The organism is Streptomyces sp. NPDC127119, assembly GCF_042677425.1.
Taxonomy (GTDB): Bacteria; Actinomycetota; Actinomycetes; order Streptomycetales; family Streptomycetaceae; genus Streptomyces.
On the sequence record NZ_JBHXTO010000069.1, the window covers coordinates 1 to 15757 of the forward strand.

Genomic DNA, 15757 nt, shown 5'->3' on the forward strand with positions numbered 1-15757 from the left:
GTTCGGGGACAGCGCCCCCGAGGCAGGTACGGGAACGGGTAGGGGCGGCGGGGGCGAAAACAAGGCGCTACCCCCCAACCCCCGCCAACCGATACGCATCCAACGCCAACGTCATCTCGATCAGGTCCCGCGGTCGCGCCAACGACCGCGACGTCAGCTGTTCGAGCCGTCGCAGGCGGTTGAAGACGGTGTTCCGGTGGCAATACAGCCGCCCCGCCGCCCGCCCGGCAGACCCCTCACAGCTCAGCCACGCGTCAAGCGTCTCCAACAGCACGGCCCGATCGGGCGGTTCGAGTTCCAGCAGGGAACCGAACACGTCCGCCACCAGCCGCGACGCCAGCTCGGGCTGGCTGACGACGAGCGCCGTGGGCATCCGCTGATCGAGCCGCACGACGGCACTGGCGTCCGGCGGACACGTACGCAGGGCCAGCTCGGCGAGCCGCCGCGCCCGCCCCAGCTCGGCCAGCCCGGCGACCACGGGACTGATCCCGCCGGGACCGGAACACCGCCCGTCGAGCGCGCGGGCGACCCCGTCGAGCCCCTGCCCGGGCCCGAGCGCCACCACCCCCACCTCGCAGTCGGCCCGCATCCGCCAGACGAACCGCAGGCCCGCCCCCTCCACGGGCCGCCGCAACGGCTCGCGCCGCTCCGAGCGCAGGACGACCACCGCGTACGGACCCCGCTCGGGAAGATCGAGACCGGCGGCGGCGCGCGCCGCGAGACCGGGCGCCTCCTGGCCCTCCAGGAGCGCGTCGAGGAGTGCCTGGAGCCGTTCGTCGGTACGCCTCCGCAGCTCCATCTCGGTCGCCCGGTACGCCTCGGTCGCCGTCGCGGCCTGCGCGTCGACGGCGGACCACACCATGGTCGCCGACCGCATCAGCACGCCGAGACGCTCCGGCTCCTTGCCGGCCGCCGCCTCAAGCAGCGCGTCCCACACCAGATAGCCGGCGGAGCGGTACGCGTGCACCAGCAGCTCCAGCGGCAGGCCCTGCTGGGCCCGGCGCCGGCCCGCGTCCTCCGCGTACTCCAGATCGCGGCGGGGCGAGTCCCGGGGCGCGGAGATCGTCTCGATCCCGATCCGCATCGCGTCCTGGGCCTCCCGCCACTGCTGGTCGTACGGCAGGAACTCCCCGTAGACGGGGGAGTGTTCGGCCAGTTGCCGCATGTGCTCGTCGACGAGTTCCGGCAGCCGCTCCAGCAGCGCCGTGCAGGACTCGGCGAGCAGCTTCCAGTCATGACCGGTACGCCTTCTGCGGGCTCCCATGGCCGGAGGATGCCACCTGTGTGCCGCCCCGCACAGGCCCCTGACACGCGGTGTTGTGCGCGCGCACAACGCCTGCCCGCACCCGCTGGTCACCCGCAGCGATTCGCCCGCGCCCCGTGGACGGACGCCTCCACCGGTGCTGTGGTGAGCGCCACACCGGACGTGAACACGTCGGGTGCGAGGCGATCAGGAGCGCGATGACCGCGATGACAGGGGGAATGCCATGGGTGGGTCGGGGCTGGCCGTACGGGACCTGTCGGTCGGATACGGGCCCGTACGAGCACTGCGCCAGGTGTCCCTGGAGGTGCCGGAAGGAGCCGTCGTCACGGTCCTCGGCGGCAACGGCGCGGGCAAGACGACCCTCCTGCGGGCCGTCTGCCGGACCCTGTCCTTCCACGGCGGCGCGGTCACCGGCGGCACGGTCGAGTTCGACGGCCGTCGAATGGACGGCCTCGCACCGGACCGGGTGGTGGCCGCCGGGATCTCCCAGATCCCGGAAGGGCGGCGGGTGTTCGCCCGGATGACCGTCGCCGACAACCTGCGCGCCGGGGCGCTCGGTGCCACCGGTGGGCGTGCCGAGCGGGCCGCCGCCCTGCGCCGCGTCCACGAACTGTTCCCCGTCCTCGCCGACCGCGCCCAGCAGCACGCCGGTCTGCTGTCCGGCGGGGAACAGCAGATGCTCGCGGTCGGCCGCGCCCTGATGGCCGCCCCGAGGATGCTGCTCCTCGACGAACCGTCCCTGGGGCTCGCCCCGTTGATGGCGGCCCGGATCGCCGAGACGGTACGGGAGATCAACACCCAGGGCACCTCGATCCTGCTCGTGGAGCAGAACGCCGCCCTGGCCCTGCGCCTGGCCACCCGGGCGTACGTCCTGGAGGTCGGCGAGGTCACCCTGTCGGGGCCCGCCGACGAACTGGCCGCCTCCGACGAGGTGCGCCGCCGCTACCTGGGCGTGGTCGACGAGGACGCGGCGGCCGACGCCGAGCGGGCCCGTACCTCGCACCCGGCGCTGACCCGATGGAAGGGGTGAGCACCTCACCATGACGAACGACGCGCCACCACAGCCCGCTTCACCCGGCTCCGACACGGATGTACCACCGCTTCAGGTACGGGACCTGACCGTGCGCTTCGCCGGTCTGACCGCCCTGGACGCCGTGAACTTCACCGTGCGCCCCGGCACCGTGCACGCCCTCATCGGCCCCAACGGAGCCGGCAAGTCCACCTGCTTCAACGTGCTGTCCGGCGTCTACCGCGCCACCTCCGGCAGCGTCCGCTTCGGCGAGCACGAACTGACCGGCATGCCTGCGCACCGCATCGCCGGTCTGGGCGTCGCCCGCATCTTCCAGAACCTCGCCCTGCCCCCGCTCGCCACGGTCGAGGACAGCCTCCTGCTGGGCCGCCACCGGCTGACCCGCACGGGCTTCCTCGCCGCGGGACTGAAGCTGCCCGCGGCGGCCCGTGAGGAGCGCCGTCACCGTGAACGCGTCCGTGAGATAGCCGAGTTCGTCGGCATCTCGTCCTGCCTCGGCCGTCCGGCGGGTTCGCTGCCGTACGGGCAGCAGAAGCTCGCCGAACTCGCCCGCGCCCTGTGCATGGAGCCCCGGCTGCTGCTCCTGGACGAGCCGGTCGCGGGCATGACCGCCGACGAGCGGATCCGCACCTCCGCCGTGATCGCGGGGGTCCGCGACAGCCTCGGCATCTCGATCGTCCTGGTGGAACACGACATGGGGGTGGTGATGCGGCTCGCCGACGCGGTGACCGTACTCGACTTCGGGCGCCGCATCGCGGACGGCGCCCCCGCCGACGTACAGAACGATCCGGCGGTCGTACGCGCCTATCTGGGGGAGCGCTCCGAGGAACCCGAAGGGGCCGGGCGCTCCGGGAAAGAGGAGAGCACGCCGTGAGCACCTTCGCCGAACTCCTCCTCAACGGGCTGTCGATGGGGTCGGTCTACGCCCTCATCGCCCTCGGCTTCGTGGTCATCTTCCGGGCCACCGAGGTCGTCAACTTCGCCCACGCGTCCCTGCTGCTGGCCGGCGGGTACATCACCGCGGTCCTCCACGACGACATCGGCTTCTGGCCCGCCCTGCTGGCCGGGATCGCCGGGGCCGCGCTCGTCGGGGCGGCCGTCGAGTTCTTCGTGATGCGCCGCTACCGGGGCTCCGACCACAGCGTCCTCGCCATCGTCACCATCGGCGTGGACATCCTGCTCACCACGGAACTCACCCGCCGGATCGGCACCGACGTCCTGCCGCTCGGCGACCCGTGGGGCGACGACGTCCTCACCATCGGCTCCATCTCGCTCGCCCACACGCGCATCGCCGCCTTCGTCACCGCGGGCCTGCTCATCACGGCCTTCCTGCTCACCTTCCGGTACACCTCCTGGGGTGTGGCCATGCGGGCCGCCGCCGAGAGCACGGAGACGGCCGCGCTGATGGGCGTACGGCTCGGGCGGGTGTCGCTCGGCGCCTGGGCCGTGGCGGGCGGGCTCGCCGCCGTGGCCGCCCTGTTCCTGACCGTCTTCCCCACCCCGGGCCTGGAGCGGGCCACCTCGCTCGCCGCCCTCAAGGCCTTCCCCGCCGCGATCCTCGGCGGCCTCGACTCCACCACCGGAGCACTCGTCGGCGGTCTGATCGTCGGCGTCACGGAATCCCTCGCGACCGGCTACCAGAGCGAACTGTCGTTCCTGGGAAGGGGGTTGGGTGATGTCGCCCCCTACCTGGTGATGACCGTGATCCTGCTCATCCGGCCCGCCGGGCTGTTCGGCACGAAGGAGCTGGCCCGTGTCTGAGACACCCGTCTCCGAAGCACCGGTGTCCGAAGCACCCGCATCCGAGACCCCCGCCCGCCGCCCCCTGCGGCTCCCCACCCGCGCCCGTACGTACGTCTGGGCCGCAGGCAGCCTCCTGCTGCTCGCCCTGCCCTTCTACCTGGACCGCTTCTGGCTCCAGGCGGGTCTGTTCGCGATGGCCGCGGCGATCGGCGCGATCGGGCTCAACCTGCTCACCGGCTCCACAGGCCAGCTCTCCATGGGGCACGCCTTCTTCCTCGCGGTCGGCGCGTACGGCTACTGCGTGTTCGCCGCGGACGGCGGTGACGGGCTGACCGGCCTGGGCCTGCCGACCTGGCTCGCGGCCGTCCTCGCCGTCCTGGTCGCGGGCCTGGCGGGCGGCGTCTTCAGCCCCATCGCGGGACGTCTGCGCGGCGCCTACCTGGGCATCGCCACGCTCGCGCTGATCTTCATCGGCCAGCACGTGCTGTTCAACGCCAAGGACCTCACGGGCGGCTTCAACGGCCGTGACGTACCGCCCCTGAGCCTGTTCGGGCTGACCTTCGACGACAGCGAACTCCTGGTCGCCAACGTCCCGTTCGGCTCCGCGGAGAAACTCTGGTACGCGGCACTCGTGCTGCTCCTCGGCGGCGCGCTCTTCGCCCGTGGGGTGCTGCGCGGGCGCCCCGGACGCGCCATGAACGCCATCCGCGACCACCGCATCGCCGCCGGCGTCATGGGCGTCCCGGTGGCCCGCTACCGGGCCGCCGTCTTCGTCCTGTCCTCCATGTACGCGGGCCTCGCGGGCGTCCTGCTCGCCCTGGTCTTCCAGCGGACGGTGCCGGACTACTTCGGCATCACGCTGTCGCTCGAATACCTCGCCATGATCGTCATCGGCGGGCTCGGCTCGGTCTCGGGGGCGGTGATCGGCGCGGTGTTCGTCTCCGTGCTGCCGCAGCTGCTGACCCGCTACAGCGATGCGCTGCCCCTGGTCTCCGCCCTCGGTACGGGCGGGATCGCACCGGGGGAGGCATCCCGGTACCTCTACGGCGCCGCCATTGTCGTGGTGGTGCTCTTCCTTCCCGGCGGCCTGGTCAGGGTGGCCGCCGGACGACGCTTCAGGACCGATCCAGGGGAGGAACGATGAGCACGTTGAACACGACCCGCACGACCAGGGTGGCCGCCGGGGCGATCGCGGCGCTGCTGCTGCTGTCCGGCTGCAGCTCCAAGGCCAAGGATGACGACAAGAAGGGTGACACCGCCGCGGGTGAGGTGAAGACCGGTGAGGGCATCTCCGGCAAGACCATCTCGCTGGGCGCCCTCACCGACATGACGGGGGTCTACGCCACCCTCGGCAAGAGCGTCACGCAGGCCCAGCAGCTCTATGTGAAGCAGCTGAACGCCGGCGGGGGCGTGTGCGGCTACAAGGTCGAGCTGACCGTCCGCGACCACGGCTACGACCCGCAGAAGGCCGTCTCCGCGTACACCGAGCTGGCGCCCAAGGTGCTCGGGTTCGCCCAGTTCATCGGTTCGCCGTTCGTCGCCGCGGCCAAGCCGCGCATCGACGGCCAGGACAAGGGCCTGGTCCTGCCGCAGGCCTGGTCCTCGGCGCTGCTCGGCAGCCCGTACATCCGGGTCATCGGCTCCACGTACGACATCGAGACGATCAACGCCGTCGACTTCCTGATGAAGGAGAAGGGCCTCAAGAAGGGTGACAAGCTCGGGCACGTCTACTTCGAGGGCGACTACGGCGAGAGCGCGCTGGCCGGCTCCAAGCACATCGCGAAGGAGGCCGGGCTGACCGTCGTCGAGCAGAAGATCAAGCCGACCGACAACGACATGACCGCGCAGGTCGCGGCCCTGAAGAAGGCCGGTGTCAAGGCGGTCGTGCTCAGCGCGGGCCCCCGTCAGGCGGCCTCCCTGGTGGGCGTCGCGGCGGCGGGCGGCTTCAACGTCCCGATCATCGGCAACAACTCGGCCTTCGCCCCGCAGCTGCTCGCCACCCAGGCGGGTCCGGCCCTGGCGAAGAACTACTGGGTGGCCTCGCCGTCACTGCCCATCGGCGCGGACACCCCGGGCGCCAAGAAGCTGGTCGCCGACTACCAGAAGGCGTATCCCAAGGACTCCCTGGACAACGGTGTGGTCGCCGGCTGGACGGCCGCCTCCGCCTTCGGTGAGGCCCTGAAGAAGGCCTGCGCGTCCAAGGACCTGACCCGTGAGGGCGTGGACAAGGCCCTGCTCACCATCGACGCCCTGGACACGGGCTTCGGCATCCCGCAGAACTTCACGGACCCCAAGGCCCCCTCCTCCAAGGAGAGCGTCATCCTCCAGCCGGACAAGTCGGTGACGGGCGGCATGAAGGTGGTCCAGGAGCCGGCGGCCTCGACGGTGGCGGAGGCGTACACACCGAGCGCGTAGGGCCCCTGGGGGCCCGGCAGGGCCCTTCTCAGGGGTACGGGGAACTGCGCGACCGGCCCCTACGCACCCGCACTGTCCCCACGCACCCGCACTGTGACGCACAAACGAAGGGCCCCGAACCAACAAAGGTTCGGGGCCCTTCGACGTCACATCACGCACCGCCCGCTAGGGCAGCTGCGCCGCCCGGGCATCCCGCCGGTTACCGCGGAAGTTGTTGACCCGCCGAGCAGTGGCGAAGAGGGGGATGACCGCCCCCATGACCAACTGCAACGCGCACCCGGTCTGCAGCAACAGCTGCCCGCCCGGCGCGTCGAAGGCCCACGCCGCCAGCAGCGCCATGCTGAGCACGATCCAGGAGAGCATCGCCCCCGCGAGCCGCCCGCGCGGCTTCGGGTACTCGACCCGGCTCACCATCAGCCACGCCGTGCCGATGATCGCCATGAGCGTGGCGACGAACGGCAGCTCGAGCAGCACGATCGAGACGACCGTCAGGGCGCCGAACGGCGACGGCATGCCCTGGAAGGTGCCGTCCTTGACGGTGACGCACGAGAATCTCGCCAGCCGCAGCACGACCGCCAGCAGGACCACGATCCCGCCCACCGCCGCGACCCGCTGGTGCGCGTCGTCGGCGACCATGCCGTAGACGAGCACGAAGTACGCCGGCGCCAGACCGAAGCTGATCAGGTCCGAGAGGTTGTCCAGCTCCGCGCCCATCGGGGACGAGCGCAGCTTGCGGGCGACCAGACCGTCGAACAGGTCGAAGACCGCCGCGCAGAGCATCAGGATCACGGCCGTGGCGGCACTGTGCCGCGCCATGCCGGTCTCCTGGCTGCCCGTGAGGTGCGGGATCAGGATGCCGGTGGTGGTGAAGTACACCGCCATGAAGCCGCACGTGGCGTTACCGAGCGTGAGCGTGTCCGCTATCGAGAGGCGGAGAGAGAGGGGCATCTCCTCCTCGTCGTCCAGCTCGTCGGCATCCGGCACCCAGCCGGTCTGCGTCTCGGGATCAATCACGGTCAATGCGAGTCACCCCCGCCACGGTCTTCTGACCGACCTCCACGTCGACCTCCACGCCCTCGGGGAGGTAGATGTCGACGCGCGACCCGAAACGGATCAGGCCGATCCGCTCGCCCTGCTCGACCTTCGTGCCCTGCGGGATGTACGGCACGATGCGCCGCGCGACCGCACCGGCGATCTGGATCATCTCGATGTCGCCGAGCTCGGTGTCGAAGTGCCAGACGACGCGCTCGTTGTTCTCGCTCTCCTTGTTGAACGCCGGAACGAACCCGCCGGGGATGTGCTCGACCGACGTCACCGTGCCGGAGAGGGGCGCGCGGTTGACGTGGACATTCAGCGGACTCATGAAGATCGCGACGCGGGTGCGCCCGTCCTTCCACGGCATGATGCTCTGCACCACACCGTCGGCGGGCGAGATGACCCGGCCCTGGGTGATCTCGCGCTCGGGGTCGCGGAAGAACCACAGCATGCCCGCCGCGAGAGCGGTGGCGGGTACGGCCACGGCCTTGGCGGCGCCGGACTTGCGCGCGCGTACCAGGCTGAGGGCTGCGGTGGCGACGGTCGGGAGGAGCCACGGCGATGCTCCGCGCGCAAGACGTACGCCGGCCAGGCTGTCGCGTGGTGCAGAGGTTTGGCTGTGGGGCATGGATGACCTTCGTAGCGGATGATGCCGCGCTGTGACTGGGGACGGCGGCTTTCCCGGGATCGTACCGGTCGCGGGCCACAACTGGGTAAGCCAGGAAGCCGAGTCGGTGTCCGAAGAGTGCTGACGGGGTGTGATCTTCTTCTCGATGAAAACACCCCGAATCGGTATATCTAGCCCTGCAGCCGATACTCTTCGAGCAGCCTGCGTCCGATGATCATTTTCTGGATCTCGGCGGTACCTTCACCGATGAGCAGCATCGGGGCCTCGCGGTAGAGGCGCTCGATCTCGTACTCCTTTGAGAAGCCGTAGCCGCCGTGGATCCGGAAGGCGTCTTCCACGACCTCTTTGCAGTATTCGGAGGCGAGGTACTTCGCCATCCCTGCTTCGAGGTCGTTTCGCTCCCCGGAGTCCTTTTTGCGCGCCGCATTGACCATCATCGCATGGGCGGCCTCGACCTTGGTAGCCATCTCGGCCAGTTTGAACTGGATCGCTTGATGCTGGGCGATCTGCTTGCCGAAGGTGTGGCGCTGCTGGGCATAGGAAACGCCCAGCTCAAACGCACGATGAGCGACTCCGCAACCACGTGCGGCCACGTTGACGCGGCCCACTTCGACGCCGTCCATCATCTGATAAAAACCTCGGCCGGTGGTGCCGCCGAGGACGCGATCGGCCGGAATGCGCAGGCCATCCATGATCAGCTCGGTGGTGTCGACACCTTTGTAACCCATCTTGTCGATCTTCCCGGGGATGGTCAGGCCGGGGCGGACCTCACCGAAACCGGGCTCCTTCTCGACGAGGAAGGTCGTCATCGACTTGTGGGGCGCGGTGCCCTCGGGGTGGCCTTCGTCACTCTTCACGAGAACGGCCACGAGAGTCGACGTACCGCCGTTCGTGAGCCACATCTTCTGCCCGTTCAGGACATATTGGTCACCGTCCCGCACCGCCTTCGACGTGATGGCCGACACGTCGGAGCCGAGCGCCGGCTCGGACATGGAGAACGCGCCGCGCACCTCGCCCGCCGCCATGCGCGGAAGGAAGTGCTCCTTCTGCTCCCGCGTGCCGTGCTGCTTGAGCATGTAGGCCACGATGAAATGGGTGTTGATGATGCCGGACACCGACATCCAGCCGCGCGCGATCTCCTCCACGCACAGCGCGTAGGTGAGGAGCGACTCACCCAGGCCCCCGTACTCCTCGGGGATCATCAGGCCGAAGAGGCCCAACTCCTTGAGCCCGTCGACGATCTGCTGCGGGTACTCGTCGCGGTGCTCCAGCTCGGTCGCGACCGGGATGATCTCCTTGTCGACGAAGTCCCGTACGGTCGACAGGATCTCCCGCTGGACGTCGGTCAGACCGGCGGTCTGGGCGAGTCGCGCCATGGCTACTTCTCCGTCTTCTGGTCGGCGGAGACCTTCTTCTCCGCGGGAGCCTTCGGCTCCGGCCGGCCGGGCTGCTCGCCGCCGCGCTCCTTGATGTACGTCTCGGTGGGAACCATCACCTTGCGGCGGAACACGCAGACCAGCGTGCCGTCCTGCTTGTAGCCCTTCGTCTCGACGTACACGATCCCGCGGTCGTTCTTGGACCGGGAGGGCGTCTTGTCGAGGACCGTGGTCTCGCCGTAGATCGTGTCGCCGTGGAAGGTCGGCGCGACGTGCTTCAGCGACTCGACCTCCAGGTTGGCGATCGCCTTGCCCGACACGTCGGGGACGGACATGCCCAGCAGCAGGGAGTAGATGTAGTTCCCGACCACCACGTTCTTCTTGAAGTCGGTGGTGTTCTCCGCGTAGTTGGCGTCCATGTGGAGCGGGTGGTGGTTCATCGTGAGCAGACAGAAGAGATGGTCGTCGTACTCGGTGACGGTCTTCCCGGGCCAGTGCTTGTAGACCGCCCCGACCTCGAACTCTTCGTAGGTTCGCCCGAATTGCATGTGCTCAGGCCTCCGGCGCTTCGAACTTGCTCGTGCGTTCCAGGCCCGCGGCGCGGCCCTTGCCGGAGATGACCAGGGCCATCTTGCGGCTCGCCTCGTCGATCATCTCGTCACCGATCATCGCGGAGCCCTTCCTGCCGCCCGCCTCGGACGTGTAGTACTCGTACGCGTCGAGGATCAGCTCGGCGTGGTCGAAGTCCTCCTGGGACGGCGAGAAGATCTCGTTCGACGCCTCGACCTGACCGGGGTGCAGCACCCACTTGCCGTCGAAGCCGAGGGCCGCGGCGCGCCGGGCGACCTCGCGGTAGCCGTCGACGTTGCGGATCTGCAGGTAGGGGCCGTCGATGGCCTGGAGGTTGTTGGCGCGGGCGGCCATCAGGATCTTCATCAGGATGTAGTGGTAGGCGTCCGCCGGGTAGCCGGGCGGCTGCTCGCCCACGACCAGCGACTTCATGTTGATCGACGCCATGAAGTCGGCCGGGCCGAAGATGATCGTCTCGACGCGCTGGGAGGCCGTCGCGATCTCGTTGACGTTGTTCAGGCCCTGCGCGTTCTCGATCTGCGCCTCGATGCCGATCCTGCCGACCTCGAAGCCCATGGTCTTCTCGATCTGCGTCAGGAGCAGGTCGAGGGCGACGACCTGCTGGGCGTCCTGCACCTTCGGCAGCATGACGCAGTCGAGGTTCTGCCCCGCGCCCTCGACGACGGTGACGACATCGCGGTACGTCCACTCGGTCGTCCAGTCGTTCACGCGCACGACCCGCGTCTTGCCCGTCCAGTCGCCCTCGTTGAGGAACTTGACGATGGTGTGCCGCGCCCCGGGCTTGGCCAGCGGCGCGCACGCGTCCTCCAGGTCGAGGAAGACCTGGTCGGCGGGCAGGCCCTGGGCCTTCTCCAGGAAGCGGGGGTTCGAGCCGGGCACGGCCAGGCAGGAGCGCCGCGGGCGCAAACGGTTGACCTGGGGAACAGGGCTGGTCATGCGGGGACCTCCAGAGGGTCGAGCTTGTTCGCTTTCCGGATCTCGTCGACGATACGGCCGATGATTCCCGTGATGTCGAAGTCCTTCGGGGTGAAGACCGCGGCCACTCCCGCGGCCCTCAGCAGCTCGGCGTCGGCGTTCGGGATGATCCCGCCGGCGATCACCGGGATGTCGGCGGCGCCCGCCTCGCGCAGCCGTTCCAGCACGTCGGGCACCAGCTGGGCGTGCGAGCCCGACAGGATGGACAGGCCCACGCCGTGGACGTCCTCGGCGACGGCCGCGGTCACGATCTCCTCGGGCGTCAGCCGGATGCCCTGGTAGACCACCTCGAACCCGGCGTCACGGGCCCGTACGGCGATCTGCTCGGCGCCGTTCGAGTGCCCGTCCAGGCCCGGCTTGCCCACCAGGAAGCGGAGCTTGCCGACGCCCATGTCCTTCGCGGTCAGTTCCACCTTGCGGCGCACCGCGGCCATCGCGGTGCCCTCCTCGGCGGTCACCGCGACGGGCGCGGACGACACCCCGGTGGGGGCGCGGAACTCGCCGAACACCTCGCGCAGGGCGCCGGCCCACTCGCCGGTCGTGACCCCGGCGCGGGCGCACTCCAGGGTGGCCGCCATGAGGTTGCCGGTGCCCTTCGCGGCCTCCTTCAGCCCGTCCAGCGCCTTGCAGGGGCGCGGGTGGTTGAAGGGCGGCTGGTAGCGGGTGTCGCGCCACTCCTGGAGGGCGGTGGTCACCCGGGCCTCGACCGCGGGGTCGACCGTCTGGATCGCGGCGTCCAGATCGGCCGTGAGCGGGTTGGGCTCGGTCGACTCGAAGATGTTGACGCCGACGATCTTCTCGTCGCCCGACTCGATACGGGCCCGGCGCTCGGCGTGCGAGGAGACGAGCTGCGACTTCAGATAGCCCGACTCGACGGCCGCCATCGCGCCGCCCATCTCCTCGATCCGGTCGATCTCGGCGAACGAGTCCTCGACCAGTTGGGCGACCTTCGCCTCCACGACGTGCGAGCCGTCGAAGATGTCCGCGTACTCCAGCAGGTCGCTCTCGTAGGCGAGCACCTGCTGCATGCGCAGCGACCACTGCTGGTCCCAGGGGCGGGGGAGCCCCAACGCCTCGTTCCAGGCCGGGAGTTGGACGGCGCGGGCGCGTGCGTCCTTGGAGAGGGTGACGGCCAGCATCTCCAGCACGATCCGCTGGATGTTGTTCTCCGGCTGGGCCTCGGTCAGGCCGAGGGAGTTGACCTGGACCCCGTACCGGAAACGGCGGTGCTTGGGGTTCTCGATGCCGTACCGCTCGCGCGTGATCCTGTCCCAGATGCGGCCGAACGCCCGCATCTTGCACATCTCCTCGACGAACCGGACGCCCGCGTTCACGAAGAAGGAGATGCGCGCGACGACGTCCCCCTTCTGGTCCTCGCGGATCTGCCCGGACGCGAACACCGCGTCGAGCACGGCGATCGCGGTGGACATCGCGTACGCGATCTCCTGGACCGGAGTGGCTCCCGCCTCCTGCAGGTGGTAGCTGCAGATGTTGATCGGGTTCCACTTGGGGATGTTGTTGACCGTGTAGCAGATCATGTCCGTCGTCAGACGGAGGGAGGGCACCGGCGGGAACACGTGAGTGCCCCGCGACAGGTACTCCTTCACGATGTCGTTCTGGGTCGTCCCCTGGAGCGTGGTGATGTCCACACCCTGCTCCTCGGCGACGACCTGGTAGAGCGCCAGCAGCCACATGGCGGTGGCGTTGATGGTCATCGAGGTGTTCATCTGCTCCAGGGGGATGTCCTGGAACAGCCGGCGCATGTCACCGAGGTGCGAGACCGGCACGCCGACCCGGCCGACCTCGCCGCGGGCGAGGATGTGGTCGGGGTCGTACCCGGTCTGGGTCGGCAGGTCGAACGCGACCGACAGACCCGTCTGCCCCTTGGCGAGGTTGCGCCGGTACAGCTCGTTGGACGCCTCCGCGGTGGAGTGGCCGGCGTAGGTCCGCATGAGCCACGGCCGGTCCTTCGCCGTGCGCTCCTGGGGCGTCTGGCGCTCTGTCATCTTCGGACCTCAGATGTTCCGGAAGCGGTTGATGGCGTCGACGTGCTGGGCGCGCTTGTCCTGGTCACGCACACCGAGACCTTCGGTGGGCGCCAGCGCCAGGACCCCGACCTTGCCCTGGTGGAGGTTGCGGTGCACGTCGTACGCGGCCTGTCCGGTCTCCTCCAGCGAGTACACCTTGGACAGCGTCGGGTGGATCTTGCCCTTCGCGATGAGCCGGTTGGCCTCCCAGGCCTCGCGGTAGTTGGCGAAGTGCGAGCCGATGATCCGCTTCAGGGACATCCACAGGTAGCGGTTGTCGTACTCGTGGTTGTAGCCCGAGGTGGAGGCGCAGGTGACGATCGTGCCGCCCTTGCGGGTGACGTACACGGAGGCGCCGAAGGTCTCGCGGCCCGGGTGCTCGAAGACGATGTCGACGTCCTCGCCGCCGGTCAGCTCACGGATGCGCTTGCCGAAGCGCTTCCACTCCTTCGGGTCCTGGTGGTGCTCGTCCTTCCAGAACCTGTAGTCCTCCGCGTTGCGGTCGATGATCGCCTCGGCGCCCATCGCCCGGCAGATGTCCGCCTTCTGCGGGCTGCTGACCACACAGATGGGGTTGGCGCCGCCGGCGAGCGCGAACTGGGTGGCGTAACTGCCGAGGCCGCCGCTCGCGCCCCAGATGAGGACGTTGTCGCCCTGCTTCATCCCGGCGCCGTTGCGGGAGACCAGCTGCCGGTACGCGGTCGAGTTGACCAGACCGGGCGCCGCGGCCTCCTCCCAGCTGAGGTGGTCGGGCTTGGGCATCAGCTGGTTGGACTTGACGAGCGCGATCTCCGCGAGGCCGCCGAAGTTGGTCTCGAAGCCCCAGATGCGCTGCTCGGGGTCGAGCATGGTGTCGTTGTGCCCGTCGCTGGACTCCAGCTCGACGGACAGGCAGTGCGCGACGACCTCGTCACCGGGGTGCCAGGCGTTCACGCCCGGACCGGTCCGCAGCACGACGCCCGCGAGGTCGGAACCGATGACGTGGTACGGCAGGTCGTGGCGCTTGGTCAGCTCGCTGAGCCTGCCGTAGCGCTCCAGGAAGCTGAAGGTGGACACCGGCTCGAAGATCGAGGTCCACACGGAGTTGTAGTTGACCGAGGAGGCCATCACGGCCACCAGGGCCTCGCCGGGGCCGAGCTCCGGCACCGGCACGTCGTCCAGGTGGATCGACTTGCGCGGGTCCTTGTCGCGGGTGGTGAGCCCGGCGAACATCTCCGTCTCGTCCTTGTGCACGGTGATCGCGCGGTAGGACTCGGGGAGCGGTAGCGCGGCGAAGTCGGCGGACGTGGCGGTCTGCGACTGGATCGCGTCCAGGATTTCCTTCACGGTGTTGCCTCCGGCGATGAGCGTCCGAGGGAGAACGCTGAGGGTTACGTCGGGGTGGACAGCTGCTGGGTGAGGCGTGCCGTCGGTTCGGCAGAGGGTGGTGCTCGGCAGCGCTTTGTGGCGCGGAAGGTTGCCTGTGACGCAGGCGTCCGGGCTCGCAGGCATTGGCTTGCGGGGACAGCCGGCGTACGAAGGTTCTCTGCACGCCGGCCGCCCGGACCACTTCAACGTATGACACTGCGTGTCATCTAGCAAGGCACCGAGTGCCAACAATTTCTCTCAGTTGTCATCTGCCCGTCACGGATGAGCGATGATCGATCAGAAAAGGGCGCCCCCTCCAAAAGGGAGCGCCCGTATCCAGCCCGTCCGGCGTATGAGGACGAGCGACGAGGTCGTGGTTCTGTGCGGGAGGCCTCTACGACCGTTCCTTGAGAGCCTGCTCGATGGTCCGCATCACCTGGTGCAGCGGAGCGTCCACGCGGGCGACGGTCACCAGCACCTCGCCCTCCACCGACGCGGTGGACACGGGCGCCGCGTGCGCCGCGGTGTCCCGGCCGGCGCCTATCCCCGTGCCGAAGGTCTTCCTGACGATCGAGAAGGCGTGGTCCAGCTGCGCCTCCACGTCGCCCTGGGCACCCGCCCGCAGCCATCTCCGCAGCACGTGGTTGTGCGCGGTGACCACGGCCGACGCGGCGACCTCCGCGAGCAGCGGGTCGTCGTTGGCGTCGTCGTCGTGGGCGTGCTCGTCGAAGTGCCCCAGCAGATAGCGGGTGAACAGCCGCTCGTACCGGGCCACGGAGGCGATCTCCGCCTCCCGCAGGGTCGGCACCTCACGCGTCAGCTTGTAGCGCGAGACCGAGATCTCCGGCCGCGCCGCGTACATCTGCATGACTTCCTTGATCCCGCGGCACACCGTGTCCAGCGGATGCTCGTGCGCCGGCGCGGCGTTGAGCACCGCCTCGGCCCGGATCAGGGTGTCGTCGTGGTCCGGGAAGATCGCCTCCTCCTTGGACCGGAAGTGCCGGAAGAAGGTGCGCCGGGCCACCCCGGCCGCGGCCGCGATCTCGTCGACCGTCGTCGCCTCGTACCCCTTCGTCGCGAAGAGCTCCATCGCGGCGGCCGCCAGCTCCCGGCGCATCTTGAGCCGCTGCGCCGCGGCGCGACCGCCCGCGGCGCTCTCCGGCGCGTCGGACGTGGCTGGTGTACGGGAGGACTTGGCGGGCTGGGACATGCCCCGAACGTACTGCATGTACGCGCCGGAGCGCTCCCGACCGGGTCTTTCTCCGCCGGGGTCCGGGGCCCCGGCGGTGGCGCCGGCGGGGTCGAGCAGCCCGCCCCAGTCCGCAC

14 protein-coding genes are annotated in these 15757 nt (G+C 69.5%); 5 read left to right on the plus strand and 9 right to left on the minus strand.

Annotated features, from left to right (window positions below; all coding sequences use genetic code 11):
• Nucleotides 1-67 precede the first annotated feature (67 nt).
• A complete protein-coding gene (locus tag ACFVH5_RS25935; RefSeq protein WP_385836176.1) occupies nt 68-1264 on the minus strand; it encodes a PucR family transcriptional regulator in 1197 nt (398 codons plus the stop codon).
• 223 nt (nt 1265-1487) lie between these two features.
• Here ACFVH5_RS25935 and ACFVH5_RS25940 point away from each other — a divergent pair, with 223 nt between their 5' ends.
• The 5 genes from ACFVH5_RS25940 to ACFVH5_RS25960 are packed head-to-tail and all read left to right on the plus strand — an operon-like array spanning nt 1488 to nt 6452.
• The gene (locus ACFVH5_RS25940; protein WP_385836177.1) at nt 1488-2294 is read left to right on the plus strand and encodes an ABC transporter ATP-binding protein; all 807 of its coding nucleotides are present in this window, start codon (nt 1488-1490) and stop codon (nt 2292-2294) included.
• 10 nt (nt 2295-2304) lie between these two features.
• Nucleotides 2305-3168: an ABC transporter ATP-binding protein gene (locus ACFVH5_RS25945; RefSeq protein ID WP_385836178.1), complete on the plus strand. Its 864-nt coding sequence runs from the start codon at nt 2305-2307 to the stop codon at nt 3166-3168.
• Entirely contained in the window at nt 3165-4055 is an 891-nt protein-coding gene (locus ACFVH5_RS25950; protein ID WP_210888455.1) for a branched-chain amino acid ABC transporter permease, read from the plus strand. The genes ACFVH5_RS25945 and ACFVH5_RS25950 overlap by 4 nt, the downstream gene beginning before the upstream one ends.
• Before the next feature lie 22 nt (nt 4056-4077).
• Entirely contained in the window at nt 4078-5181 is a 1104-nt protein-coding gene (locus tag ACFVH5_RS25955; RefSeq protein ID WP_385836205.1) for a branched-chain amino acid ABC transporter permease, read from the plus strand.
• Nucleotides 5178-6452 (plus strand): ABC transporter substrate-binding protein, encoded by a 1275-nt coding sequence (locus ACFVH5_RS25960; RefSeq protein ID WP_385836179.1) that lies wholly within the window; start codon nt 5178-5180, stop codon nt 6450-6452. The genes ACFVH5_RS25955 and ACFVH5_RS25960 overlap by 4 nt, the downstream gene beginning before the upstream one ends.
• A 165-nt stretch (nt 6453-6617) precedes the next feature.
• Here the strand turns inward: ACFVH5_RS25960 and pssA are convergent, their stop codons facing one another.
• The 8 genes from pssA to ACFVH5_RS26000 form a co-directional block, all read right to left on the minus strand.
• Entirely contained in the window at nt 6618-7436 is an 819-nt protein-coding gene (pssA, locus tag ACFVH5_RS25965) for a CDP-diacylglycerol--serine O-phosphatidyltransferase (protein WP_384807094.1), read from the minus strand.
• Nucleotides 7437-7458: 22 nt separating this feature from the next.
• Complete coding sequence (locus ACFVH5_RS25970; protein ID WP_107016765.1) at nt 7459-8115, minus strand: phosphatidylserine decarboxylase; 657 nt, start codon at nt 8113-8115, stop codon at nt 7459-7461.
• Nucleotides 8116-8285: 170 nt separating this feature from the next.
• Nucleotides 8286-9491, minus strand: a complete 1206-nt coding sequence (locus ACFVH5_RS25975; RefSeq protein WP_385836180.1) for an acyl-CoA dehydrogenase family protein — start codon at nt 9489-9491, stop codon at nt 8286-8288.
• Nucleotides 9492-9493: 2 nt separating this feature from the next.
• Nucleotides 9494-10039, minus strand: a complete 546-nt coding sequence (locus tag ACFVH5_RS25980) for a MaoC family dehydratase (protein WP_385836181.1) — start codon at nt 10037-10039, stop codon at nt 9494-9496.
• Between the two features lie 4 nt (nt 10040-10043).
• Nucleotides 10044-11018, minus strand: a complete 975-nt coding sequence (locus ACFVH5_RS25985; protein WP_385836182.1) for an HpcH/HpaI aldolase/citrate lyase family protein — start codon at nt 11016-11018, stop codon at nt 10044-10046.
• Entirely contained in the window at nt 11015-13063 is a 2049-nt protein-coding gene (locus ACFVH5_RS25990; protein WP_384807037.1) for a protein meaA, read from the minus strand. The genes ACFVH5_RS25985 and ACFVH5_RS25990 overlap by 4 nt, the downstream gene beginning before the upstream one ends.
• Nucleotides 13064-13072: 9 nt before the next feature.
• A complete protein-coding gene (ccrA, locus tag ACFVH5_RS25995) occupies nt 13073-14410 on the minus strand; it encodes a crotonyl-CoA carboxylase/reductase (RefSeq protein ID WP_384807039.1) in 1338 nt (445 codons plus the stop codon).
• A 415-nt stretch (nt 14411-14825) separates the two neighbouring features.
• Nucleotides 14826-15641 carry a TetR family transcriptional regulator gene (locus ACFVH5_RS26000; RefSeq protein ID WP_247706555.1) on the minus strand — a complete coding sequence of 272 codons (816 nt, stop codon included), beginning with the start codon at nt 15639-15641 and terminating at the stop codon, nt 14826-14828.
• Nucleotides 15642-15757: the final 116 nt, after the last annotated feature.

Excerpts from the sequence above, each read along its gene's own strand:
- ACFVH5_RS25935 (WP_385836176.1), bottom strand. The coding sequence starts at position 1,264 with ATGGGAGCCCGCAGAAGGCGTACCGGTCATGACTGGAAGCTGCTCGCC.
- ACFVH5_RS25975 (WP_385836180.1), bottom strand. The coding sequence starts at position 9,491 with ATGGCGCGACTCGCCCAGACCGCCGGTCTGACCGACGTCCAGCGGGAG.
- ACFVH5_RS25985 (WP_385836182.1), bottom strand. The coding sequence starts at position 11,018 with ATGACCAGCCCTGTTCCCCAGGTCAACCGTTTGCGCCCGCGGCGCTCC.
- ACFVH5_RS25990 (WP_384807037.1), bottom strand. The coding sequence starts at position 13,063 with ATGACAGAGCGCCAGACGCCCCAGGAGCGCACGGCGAAGGACCGGCCG.
- ACFVH5_RS26000 (WP_247706555.1), bottom strand. The coding sequence starts at position 15,641 with ATGTCCCAGCCCGCCAAGTCCTCCCGTACACCAGCCACGTCCGACGCG.
- ACFVH5_RS25960 (WP_385836179.1), top strand. The coding sequence starts at position 5,178 with ATGAGCACGTTGAACACGACCCGCACGACCAGGGTGGCCGCCGGGGCG.
- ACFVH5_RS25945 (WP_385836178.1), top strand. The coding sequence starts at position 2,305 with ATGACGAACGACGCGCCACCACAGCCCGCTTCACCCGGCTCCGACACG.
- ACFVH5_RS25980 (WP_385836181.1), bottom strand. The coding sequence starts at position 10,039 with ATGCAATTCGGGCGAACCTACGAAGAGTTCGAGGTCGGGGCGGTCTAC.
- ACFVH5_RS25940 (WP_385836177.1), top strand. The coding sequence starts at position 1,488 with ATGGGTGGGTCGGGGCTGGCCGTACGGGACCTGTCGGTCGGATACGGG.
- ACFVH5_RS25970 (WP_107016765.1), bottom strand. The coding sequence starts at position 8,115 with ATGCCCCACAGCCAAACCTCTGCACCACGCGACAGCCTGGCCGGCGTA.